Source organism: Pseudomonas viridiflava, from assembly GCF_001642795.1.
Taxonomy (GTDB): domain Bacteria; phylum Pseudomonadota; class Gammaproteobacteria; order Pseudomonadales; family Pseudomonadaceae; genus Aquipseudomonas; species Aquipseudomonas viridiflava.
The window spans coordinates 47,864-59,285 of record NZ_LKEH01000047.1 but is presented as its reverse complement, the minus strand read 5'-3'; the positions used below and the strand labels follow the sequence as shown (position 1 = coordinate 59,285).

General features: G+C 58.7%; 9 protein-coding genes and 1 pseudogene. 2 read left to right on the top strand and 8 right to left on the bottom strand.

Annotated elements, in window-relative coordinates; genetic code table 11:
• Positions 1-30 precede the first annotated feature (30 nt).
• The 8 genes and pseudogenes from rseP to rpsB form a co-directional block, all read right to left on the bottom strand.
• Positions 31-1,379: pseudogene (gene rseP, locus AO065_RS23265) on the bottom strand (sigma E protease regulator RseP).
• 105 nt (positions 1,380-1,484) lie between these two features.
• Entirely contained in the window at positions 1,485-2,675 is a 1,191-nt protein-coding gene (gene ispC / locus AO065_RS23260) for a 1-deoxy-D-xylulose-5-phosphate reductoisomerase (protein ID WP_004879029.1), read from the bottom strand.
• Entirely contained in the window at positions 2,672-3,487 is an 816-nt protein-coding gene (locus AO065_RS23255; RefSeq protein ID WP_004879028.1) for a phosphatidate cytidylyltransferase, read from the bottom strand. Before AO065_RS23255 ends, ispC begins: the two co-directional genes overlap by 4 nt.
• Positions 3,487-4,242 carry a polyprenyl diphosphate synthase gene (gene uppS, locus AO065_RS23250; RefSeq protein ID WP_004879025.1) on the bottom strand — a complete coding sequence of 252 codons (756 nt, stop codon included), beginning with the start codon at positions 4,240-4,242 and terminating at the stop codon, positions 3,487-3,489. Before uppS ends, AO065_RS23255 begins: the two co-directional genes overlap by 1 nt.
• 16 nt (positions 4,243-4,258) lie before the next feature.
• Positions 4,259-4,816 carry a ribosome recycling factor gene (frr, locus tag AO065_RS23245; protein WP_004879023.1) on the bottom strand — a complete coding sequence of 186 codons (558 nt, stop codon included), beginning with the start codon at positions 4,814-4,816 and terminating at the stop codon, positions 4,259-4,261.
• The gene (pyrH, locus tag AO065_RS23240; RefSeq protein WP_004879021.1) at positions 4,813-5,556 is read right to left on the bottom strand and encodes a UMP kinase; all 744 of its coding nucleotides are present in this window, start codon (positions 5,554-5,556) and stop codon (positions 4,813-4,815) included. Before pyrH ends, frr begins: the two co-directional genes overlap by 4 nt.
• A 206-nt stretch (positions 5,557-5,762) precedes the next feature.
• On the bottom strand, positions 5,763-6,632 hold the full coding sequence (tsf, locus tag AO065_RS23235; RefSeq protein ID WP_004879018.1) for a translation elongation factor Ts: 870 nt from the start codon (positions 6,630-6,632) through the stop codon (positions 5,763-5,765).
• A 190-nt stretch (positions 6,633-6,822) separates the two neighbouring features.
• Positions 6,823-7,566, bottom strand: coding sequence for a 30S ribosomal protein S2 (rpsB, locus tag AO065_RS23230; RefSeq protein WP_004879016.1), 744 nt, complete (start codon positions 7,564-7,566; stop codon positions 6,823-6,825).
• Positions 7,567-7,878: 312 nt separating this feature from the next.
• Here rpsB and map point away from each other — a divergent pair, with 312 nt between their 5' ends.
• A complete protein-coding gene (gene map, locus AO065_RS23225; protein WP_004879015.1) occupies positions 7,879-8,661 on the top strand; it encodes a type I methionyl aminopeptidase in 783 nt (260 codons plus the stop codon).
• Positions 8,662-8,708: 47 nt separating this feature from the next.
• Positions 8,709-11,408: a [protein-PII] uridylyltransferase gene (locus AO065_RS23220; protein ID WP_004879013.1), complete on the top strand. Its 2,700-nt coding sequence runs from the start codon at positions 8,709-8,711 to the stop codon at positions 11,406-11,408.
• Positions 11,409-11,422: the final 14 nt, after the last annotated feature.

The window sequence follows — 11,422 nt, the reverse complement described above, 5'->3', positions numbered from 1 at the left end:
AATGCGGCAGATTCGCAACTCGGCAACGCTTTACAGTCGACCCAGATCGTTGACCAGCGCGAGCAACATAACGCCCACAACCAGACTGATACCGATCTGCGCCCCCCAACCTTGAACCTTTTCCGAAAGGGGACGACCACGCGCCCACTCGATCAGATAAAACAGCAAATGCCCCCCGTCCAGGACGGGAATGGGCAGCAAATTCAGAACCCCGAGGCTTATGCTCAGATAAGCGAGGAAGTTCAGAAAGTCTCCGATACCCGACTGGGCCGAAGCGCCCGCCACTTTAGCAATGGTTATCGGTCCACTCAAGTTTTTTACCGAGAGCTCACCGAACAACATTTTCTTGAGTGAATCCAGCGTCAGCACGCTCATGGTCCAGGTACGCTTCACGCCCTCCGCCATGGCGGCGAAAGGACCGTAGCTGACCTCGCGGACCATTTCGGCTGGCCAGTCTACACCTTTGACGCCTGCACCCAGGTAACCGGCTGCCGCCTGACCTTCGCCACGCGCAGCCAGAGTGACAGGAAATTCGAGTTGCGCACCATCACGCTCGATACGCAACGAAACCTTTGCCCCCGGACGCTCACGCACCCAGTCGACGACCTGCTGCCACTCATTGAGCGGCTGACCATCCACCGAGATCAGACGATCTCCCATTCTGAGACCCGCTGCCTGAGCGGGTCCCTTCGGATCAAGCTCTTCCAGCACCGGCGGCAAGGCAGGTCGCCGCGAATACCCAGGGACTTGATCGGATCGGGCTCTTCCGCACCTTTCAACCAGTTATCCAGAACCAGCTCGCGGGAAGTATCGGCCGTGGAGCCAGGCTCCCGAAGAGTGACAGCGATCGTGCCGCTTTCGCCCAGCCGACGTACCAGCTGCAGATTGACCGCGGACCAACCCGAAACAGGCTCGCCGTCGATGGACATGATTTCCTGCCCTGCTGCCAGACCGGCATGCTGGGCGATACTTCCGGCTTCAACTGCGCCGATCACAGGACGAACCTGCTGGGTGCCCAGCATCGCCAGGACCCAGAAGAACGCAATGGCCAGAAGGAAATTGGCAACAGGACCTGCCGCGACGATGGCGAAACGCTGATACACCGTCTTGCGGTTGAAGGACTGGTCGGCGAGCTCGGGCGGAACATTGCCTTCGCGCTCATCGAGCATCTTCACATAGCCGCCCAGAGGAATGGCCGCAACGACGTATTCGGTGCCCTGACGGTCGTGCCAGCGCACCAGCGGCGTACCGAAGCCTACGGAAAACCGCAGAACCTTCACGCCACAGCGCCGCGCCACCCAGAAGTGACCGAACTCGTGAAAAGTGACCAGCACGCCCAGCGCAACCAGGGTGCCGACAATCATGTATAACGCACTCATCGACTTTCTCCGGGTACCGACTCATCGGCAAGTGTGTTTATCATCGCAGACCTTGGGACCTGCACGTGACGCACCACATCAATCCCTTCACTGATTCCTGCAGCTTCAACGACTGTGTCGTTCCAGCCACTGAGTGGCAAGCATTCGAGCCCGGCCATCTGCTGCGAATACCGCTTCGAGGTCTTCGACCTGAGTGGCCGGCTCGAGATTCAACACATCCTCGATGATAGCGGCGATCTCCAGATAACGAATACGCCCGTCCAGAAACGCAGCCACCGCAACTTCGTTCGCCGCATTGAGCATCGCGGGAGCACTGCCGCCCGCCTCCGCCGCCTGACGAGCCAGTCGCAGGCACGGAAAACGCTCTTCATCGGGCTCCTGAAAGTCCAGTTGGCCGATGCGAAACAGATCTAGCGGCGCCACGCCCGATTCTACACGCGCAGGCCAGGCCAGCGCATTGGCGATTGGCGTACGCATGTCAGGATTGCCAAGCTGGGCGAGCACCGAGCCATCAACGTAGTCCACCAGCGAGTGGATCACACTCTGCGGATGAATCACGACCTCCACCTGAGAAGGACGAGCATCGAACAGCCAGCAGGCCTCGATGAGCTCAAGCCCCTTGTTCATCATGGTGGCGGAGTCGACGGAAATCTTGCGCCCCATGGACCACACCGGATGGGCGCAGGCCTGATCGGGTGTCACATGGTGCAGTTGGTCCAGAGGCGTCTGACGGAACGGACCACCCGAGGCAGTCAGCATGATGCGCCTGACACCGACCGCCCCCAGACCGCGGGCAAAATCCGCAGGCAGGCACTGAAAGATTGCATTGTGTTCGCTGTCGATGGGCAGCAGGACCGCTCCGCTGTGACGGACCGCCTGCATGAACAGCGCGCCGGACATGACCAGCGCCTCCTTGTTGGCCAGCAGTACCTTCTTGCCCGCCTCGACAGCCGCCAGTGTCGGGCGCAGACCTGCTGCACCGACAATGGCTGCCATGACGGCATCGACCTGAGGATGAGCCGACACTTGGCAAAGCCCCTCTTCTCCCACCAGCACGCGCGTATCGAGCCCGGCAGCGGCGAGATCATCCTGCAGCTTGCGCGCCGCGGCCTGCTCGGGCACCACGGCAAATTGCGGCGTATGCCTGATGCACAACGCCAGCAGCTCGCTCAGACGCGTGAAACCCGTCAGCGCAAACACCTGATAGAGCGACGGATGACGAGCAACTACATCCAGCGTGCTTAAACCGATAGAGCCGGTTGCACCCAGAACAGTGATCTGTTGCACACGACTCACATGACACCCCAGTCGGCAGCCCAGAGCAGCACTGCAAACACTGGAATGGCCGCGGTCAGACTGTCGATACGGTCCAGAACGCCGCCATGTCCCGGAAGCAGGTTGCTGCTGTCCTTCACACCCGACTGACGCTTGAACATGCTCTCGGTCAGATCACCGATCACCGAAATGAATACCACAACGGCAGCGCCCAGCAGACCGCCAATGAACTGAGCAACCGTCCAGTCGCGGGAAATGCCTACTGCCGCTGTGATACCAAGACTGACTGCCAGGCCGCCGTATACGCCTTCCCAGCTTTTACCCGGACTCACCTTGGGTGCCAGCTTGCGCTTGCCGAATGCCTTGCCCGAGAAATAGGCGCCGATATCAGCCGCCCATACCAGAACCATTACTGCAAGGATCAGCCAGTTGCCCAGCGGCCACTGCTTGATCAGCACCAGCCCCTGCCAGGCAGGCAGCAGGATGAGAAGACCGATCACCAGCTTGCAGGCGGCGCTGGCCCAGTGCTCGCTGGAGTCGGGGTAGGTCAGCACCAGGAAGGTGGCTACCGCCCACCAGATGACAGCAGCGACCAGAACCCAGGGCTCAAGCCCGGGCAGCAGGTACATGAGAAAAAGCAGCACAGCCACCACGGCGGCGTAGCCGACGCGCATCGACTGAGCGGCAAAGCCTGCAAGTCGAGCCCATTCCCATGCACCCAGCACGACCACGAAACCGATGAACAGCGCGAAATATGCACCGGTCAGCAGAAAAAAGCCGCAAAGGGCGATCGGCAACAGAATGAGTGCCGTGATGATCCGTTGTTTCAGCATTAAGCCCGGGCTCCAGCTTCTACCTGCTCGCTCGTTTTACCGAAGCGACGTTGGCGGGAAGCGAAATCAGCCAGCGCAGCGCGCATGGCATCGTGTTTGAAGTCCGGCCAGAACAGGTCGGAGAAATAAAGCTCGGCATACGCCAGCTGCCAAAGCAGAAAGTTGCTGATGCGGTGCTCGCCACCCGTACGAATACACAGGTCCGGTAAAGGCAGGTCACCTGTCGCCAGGCAGGTCTGCAGCAGTTCCGGCGTGATGTCTTCCGGCTGCAGATGACCGGCCTGGACTTCACGCGCCAGACGTTGAGCGGCCTGGGCGATATCCCACTGACCGCCATAGTTGGCGGCGATCTGAAGAACAAAGCGGCTGTTACCGGACGTCCGCTGCTCGGCCTCACGCATTGCTGCCTGAAGCTCGGGGTGAAAGCGTGAGCGATCGCCGATGATTCGCAGACTGATGTCGTTTTCGTTCAGACGCTTGGTCTCACGGCGCAAGGCCGTGAAGAACAGCTCCATCAGCGCACCGACTTCATCAGCCGGGCGCTGCCAGTTTTCACTGGAGAACGCGAACAGTGTCAGCACCTCGACCTTGGCTTCCGCACAGACCTCGATAACGGCACGCACGGCATCAACGCCCGCCTTGTGACCGGCAACACCTGGCAACAGGCGCTTCTTGGCCCAGCGATTATTGCCATCCATGATGATCGCAATGTGGCGCGGCGCCGATGACGGCCCGGTCGATTTTGTCTTTTCCATTAAAGCGCCCCGAACCTTATACGGCCATCAGGTCAGCTTCTTTTGTCTTGGTTGCAGCATCGATATCCGCTTCAGCCTTGTCGGTCAGCTTCTGGATATCGGCAGCCGCACGACGCTCTTCGTCTTCGCTGATTTCCTTATCCTTGACCAGCTTTTTCAGGTCACCCAGCGCATCGCGGCGAATGTTGCGCACGGCAACGCGAGCATCTTCAGCAGCGCTGCGCGCCTGCTTGGTGAAGCCCTTGCGGGTCTCCTCGGTCAGGGCCGGCATGGAGATCAGCAGCATCTCACCGAGGTTGGTCGGATTGAGATTCAGACCCGCGCTCTGGATCGCCTTGTCGACGGCTGCCAGCATGTTGCGCTCGAAAGCCACGACCTGCAGGGTACGAGAGTCTTTCACCGTGACATTGGCAACACCGCTCAACGGGGTGTCGGCACCGTAGTAAGGCACCATCACGCTGCCCAGGACACTTGGGTGAGCCTTGCCGGTACGAATCTGGCCAAAGGCATGGCTCAGGGATTCGAGCGATTTCTGCATGCGCGCCTGAGCATCTTTCTTGATTTCGTTGATCATTGTTGAACTTCCTCGATCAGGGTTCCTTCGGCGCCACCGTGGACAATATTCAGGAGGGCACCGGGTTTGTTCATATTGAAAACGCGCAACGGCATCTTGTGGTCGCGGCACAGGCAGATTGCGGTGAGATCCATGACGCCCAGCTTGCGATCCAGCACTTCATCGTAGGAGAGACGATCGAACTTCTCGGCATTGGGGTCTTTGAACGGATCTGCGGTGTATACACCGTCAACCTTGGTTGCCTTGAGCACCACATCAGCGTCGATTTCGATAGCACGCAGACAAGCGGCCGAATCTGTCGTGAAGAACGGATTACCTGTTCCCGCAGCGAAGATCACCACTTCCTTGGCGCTCAGATGACGCATGGCCTTGCGGCGATCGTAATGATCCGTCACACCGACCATCGAGATGGCGGACATCACGATAGCAGTAATGTTAGCCCGCTCCAGCGCGTCGCGCATGGCCAGCGCGTTCATCACAGTGGCCAGCATGCCCATGTGATCGCCAGTGACGCGGTCCATGCCGGCAGCACTCAGTGCCGCGCCACGGAACAGGTTGCCCCCGCCAATGACCAGCCCGACCTGAACGCCAATACCGACCAACTGGCCGACTTCCAGCGCCATGCGATCCAGCACCTTGGGGTCGATGCCGAACTCTTCCGAGCCCATCAGGGCCTCGCCGCTGAGCTTGAGTAGAATGCGTTTATAGCGAGCCTGATAACCACTGCCCTGCTGAGCCATTGCGAATCTCTCCTGCGGCGTTTTCTGAAAAAAATCTGTGCAGGCTATATGGAGCCTGCGCTTACTCTAGCTTGACGCTCCGTGAGCGTCGGGAGAATGCAGCCTTGTGAGCCGATTCTCAAAGGAAATTATTCCTTTTCTCTTTCGACAAAGAGGCCGCACGCGTGAGCGGGCAGCCTCTTTGGGGCGACGTATGAAAAACCGTCTTACTTCTTGCTTGCAGCTACCTGGGCAGCTACTTCTTCAGCGAAGTTGTCGACTGGCTTCTCGATGCCTTCGCCTACCTTGTAGTAGGTGAACGATACGATTTCAGCGCCAGCTTTCTTCGCCAGAGCACCCACGGTCAGCTCAGGGTTCTTGACGAACGCCTGCTCTACCAGGCTTGCTTCAGCCAGGAACTTGGAGATACGACCGGCAACCATCTTCTCGACGATTTCAGCAGGCTTGCCTTTGATCTTGTCTTCGTTCAGTTGCAGGAAGACGCCCTTCTCGCGTTCGATCGCTTCGGCCGAAACTTGCGAAGGCAGCAGGAACTCAGGGTTGCTGGCAGCAACGTGCATCGCGATGTCTTTGGCCAGCTCAGCGTCGCCGCCTTTCAGGACAACCACAACGCCGATCTTGTTACCGTGCTGGTAAGCATTGACCACGTCGCCTTCGATACGCGCCAGACGACGGATGTTGACGTTCTCACCAACCTTGGCAACCAGAGCGGTACGCTCGACTTCCTGAGCTTCGATCAGCGGAGCTGCGTCGGTCAGTTTGTCAGCGAATGCCTTTTCGATGCTGCTGGTCACGAAGTTCTTGAAGTCGTCCTGCAGAGCCAGGAAGTCGGTCTGCGAGTTCACTTCGATGATGACAGCGGACTTGTTGTCTTCAGCTACCTTGACAGCAATGGCGCCTTCAGCAGCAACGTTGCCTGCTTTCTTGGCGGCCTTGATCGCGCCGGAAGCACGCATGTCGTCGATTGCCTTTTCGATGTCGCCGCCAGCCTTGGTCAAGGCCTTTTTGCAATCCATCATGCCTTCGCCGGTACGCTCGCGCAGTTCTTTGACCAACGCTGCAGTAATCTCTGCCATTTCAAAATCCTCTTGGATAGGTCTTCAACCATTCCACCCGACTGAACGGGCGTGCAATTCTTGAAAATTCAGGGTGGCAGCGGCACATGACACTAAATCCATGCTCGCCCACCAACAAATCATTTCCTAGGTGGCAAAAAGGGGGCTAAGCCCCCTTTTCGCGTACTGAGTAAACGCCAGGCGTTTTTACTCAGCCTTCTACAGCTGCTGCAGCTGGAGCTTCTTCGACGAATACGTCGGTGCCGCCAGCAACATTGTTACGACCACGGATTACAGCGTCAGCCATCGAACCCATGTACAGCTGGATGGCGCGGATTGCGTCATCGTTGCCCGGGATGATGTAGTCAACGCCTTCCGGGCTGCTGTTGGTATCGACAACGCCGATGACCGGGATGCCCAGCTTGTTGGCTTCGGTGATCGCGATGCGCTCGTGATCAACGTCGATAACGAACAGAGCGTCTGGCAGACCGCCCATGTCCTTGATACCACCCAGGCTGCGATCCAGTTTTTCCAGATCACGGGTGCGCATCAGGGCTTCTTTCTTGGTCAGCTTGGCGAAAGTACCGTCTTCTGCCTGTACTTCCAGCTCACGCAGACGCTTGATCGACTGACGAATGGTCTTGAAGTTGGTCAGCATGCCGCCCAACCAGCGATGGTCGACGTACGGCGAACCGCAACGTGCTGCTTCTTCAGCGACGATCTTGCCAGCGGAACGCTTGGTGCCGACGAACAGAATCTTGTTTTTGCCCGACGCCAGGCGCTCAACGAAAGTCAGTGCTTCGTTGAACATCGGCAGGGTTTTTTCAAGGTTGATGATGTGAATCTTGTTACGCGCGCCGAAAATGTATTTACCCATTTTCGGGTTCCAGTAACGGGTTTGGTGACCGAAGTGGACGCCGCACTTCAGCATATCGCGCATGGTGACTTGGGACATGATAGTTCCTTGATAAGTCGGGTTAGGCCTCCACGTATCCCAATGACCAACCAGTGGCATGAGCCAAAGGCACCCAGGTCATCGTGTCGACACGTGTGTGGGTTTAAGCTTTCAGGACGGACCTTGGAAAGCGGCGCATTTTATATCACAAAAGGAAAGAGAACGGAACTCCAATCAAGTGCTTGTTTCGCCACGTCTTTGCCGCCGTCTCGCGTGCATATAAAGGAAGCGATGATCACTCGCCGCGCGGCGGTCTGGTAGAATCGCGCCTTTGCGCACAGAACGCGCACACGACATGCCGAGAGACCCTGTATGACTATTACCCTCAAAACCCCGGAAGACATCGAAAAGATGCGCGTTGCCGGCCGTCTGGCCGCCGAGGTCCTGGAAATGATCGGCCCTCACGTCAAACCCGGTGTCACCACTGAAGAGCTGGACCGCATCTGCCACGACTATATCGTCAACGAGCAGCAGGCCATCCCCGCCCCGCTGAACTACAAGGGCTTCCCCAAGTCGATCTGCACCTCGATCAATCAGGTTGTGTGCCACGGTATTCCCGGTGAAAAGCCGCTCAAGAACGGCGACACGCTGAACATCGACGTCACGGTCATCAAGGATGGCTATCACGGCGACACCAGCAAGATGTTTCATGTAGGCACCGTACCGGTATGGGCCGAGCGCCTCTCGCAGGTCACTCAGGAGTGCCTGTACAAGGCCATCGAGATCGTTCGCCCGGGTACCAAACTGGGTGACATCGGCGCAGTCATTCAGAAACACGCGGAAAAGAACGGCTTTTCGGTGGTTCGCGAATTCTGCGGCCACGGCATCGGCAAAGTATTTCATGAAGAGCCGCAGGTCATGCACTTCGGCGAAGCGGGCACGGGCATCGAGTTGCTTGAAGGCATGACCTTCACCATCGAGCCGATGATCAATCAGGGCAAGGCCGACACAAAAATTCTCGGCGATGGCTGGACGGCGATCACCAAGGACCGCAAGCTCTCTGCCCAGTGGGAGCACACGATTCTGGTGACTGCCGATGGATACGAGATTTTCACCCTGCGCAGCGACGACACCATCGCGCACAAATCGCCATGAGTGATCGATAGACCCGCCCAACCGTCCGACACGAGGAAACCCGCTCCATGCCGCAGGTAGATCCTGATTTGTTCGACCGCGGCCAGTTCCAGGCCGAACTGGCACTGAAGGCAAGCCCCATCGCTGCCTTCAAGAAAGCCATCCGCAACGCGCGCGACGTGCTGGACGCGCGCTTCAGGTCGGGACGCGACATTCGTCGCCTGATCGAGGATCGCGCCTGGTTCGTGGACAACATCCTGTGCCAGGCGTGGGATCAGTTCGACTGGAGCGAAGACGCCGACATCGCGCTGCTGGCGGTCGGCGGTTATGGACGGGGCGAACTGCACCCCTACTCCGATATCGACCTGCTGATTCTGCTGGACAGCGCAGACCACGAAATCTTTCGCGAGCCCATCGAGCGGTTTCTGACCCTGCTGTGGGACATTGGCCTGGAAGTCGGACAGAGTGTGCGCTCGGTGGACGAATGCGCGCAGGAAGGCCTGGCCGACCTGACCGTCATCACCAACCTGATGGAAAGCCGGACCATTGCAGGCCCCGAGCGCCTGCGCCAGCGCATGCTGGAAGTCACCAGCCCGCGTCATATGTGGCCCAGCAAGGATTTCTTTCTGGCCAAACGTGCCGAGCAGAAAAGCCGTCATCACAAATACAACGACACCGAATACAACCTTGAGCCGAACGTCAAAGGCTCGCCCGGTGGCCTGCGCGATATCCAGACCATCCTCTGGGTGGCACGACGCCAATACGGCACCCTGAACCTGCATGCCCTGGCAGGTGAAGGCTTTCTGCTGGAGAGCGAGAACAACCTGCTGGCCTCTTCCCAGGAATTCCTGTGGAAGGTCCGCTATGCCCTGCACATGCTGGCCGGACGCTCCGAAGACCGTCTGTTGTTCGACTACCAGCGCAGCATTGCCAGCCTGCTGGGTTATGAAGACAGCGACGCCAAGCTTGCCATCGAACGCTTCATGCAGAAGTATTACCGCGTGGTCATGAGCATCGCCGAGCTGAGCGACCTGATCATCCAGCACTTCGAAGAAGTCATCCTGTCAGACGACGACAGCGGTACGCCGCAGCCACTCAACTCCCGCTTCCAGCTGCACGACGGTTATATAGAAGCGACACACCCGAATGTGTTCAAGCGCACCCCGTTCGCCATGATCGAGATCTTCGTGCTGATGGCCCAGCATCCGGAGATCAAGGGCGTGCGCGCCGACACCATTCGCCTGCTGCGCGAACACCGGCACCTGATCAACGACGACTTCCGCCACGATATTCGCAACACCAGCCTGTTCATCGAGCTGTTCAAGTGCGAAATCGGTATTCACCGCAATCTGCGTCGCATGAACCGCTACGGCATTCTGGGCCTGTACCTGCCGGAGTTCGGCCACATTGTCGGCCAGATGCAGCACGACCTGTTCCACATCTATACCGTCGATGCGCACACGCTGAACCTGATCAAGCACCTGCGCAAACTGCAGTACACCGAGGTGTCGGAGAAATTTCCGCTGGCCAGCAAGATCATGGGCCGCCTGCCAAAACCCGAACTGATCTACCTGGCCGGTCTGTATCACGACATTGGCAAGGGCCGTGGCGGCGATCACTCCGAACTGGGCGCAGTGGATGCCGAAGCCTTCGGCGTGCGTCACCACTTGCCGGGCTGGGATACCCGCCTGATCGTCTGGCTGGTGAGCCATCACCTGGTGATGTCGACCACCGCGCAGCGCAAGGACCTGTCCGATCCACAGGTCATCCACGATTTCGCCCAGTTCGTGGGCGATGAGGTTCATCTGGATTACCTGTACGTGCTGACCGTTGCCGACATCAATGCGACCAATCCCACGCTCTGGAACTCGTGGCGCGCCAGCCTGCTGCGCCAGCTGTACACCGAGACCAAACGTGCACTGCGCCGTGGCCTCGAGAACCCGGTCGATCGCGAAGAACAGATCCGCCGCACGCAGATCGCGGCACTGGACATTCTGGTGCGCAACGGCACTGACCCCGATGACGTCGAGCAACTCTGGTCGGCGCTGGGCGATGACTACTTCCTGCGCCACACGGCAGGCGACGTGGCCTGGCACAGCGATGCGATCCTGCAGCAGCCCGCCGATGGCGGCCCGCTGGTGCTGATCAAGGAAACCACGCAGCGGGAATTCGAAGGCGGCACGCAGATCTTCATTTATGCACCAGACCAGCATGACTTCTTCGCCGTGACCGTGGCAGCGATGGACCAGTTGAACCTGAACATTCACGACGCACGCATCATCACCTCCAGCAGCAAGTTCACACTCGACACCTACATTGTGCTGGACAACGAAGGCGGTTCGATCGGTGACAATCCGGTACGCGTTCAGGAAATCCGTGAGGGCCTGACCGAAGCCCTGCGCAACCCGGATGACTACCCGACCATCATCAAGCGGCGTGTGCCCAGGCAGCTCAAGCATTTCGCCTTTGCACCGCAGGTCACGATTCACAACGATGCACAGCGTCCGGTCACCGTGCTCGAACTGCTGGCCCCGGATCGTCCGGGCCTGCTGGCGCGCATCGGCAAGATTTTCCTGGAGTTCGACCTGTCGCTGCAGAATGCCAAGATTGCGACACTGGGTGAGCGGGTGGAGGACGTGTTCTTCATCACGGATGCCGACAATCATCCGTTGTCCGATCCGCAGCTGTGCAGCCGATTGCAGGAGGCGATCATCAAGCAACTGAGTGTCAATTCGCAGCCAAGCGGCGAGATGCGACTCAGTATTTAACCTTCGACGCAGTC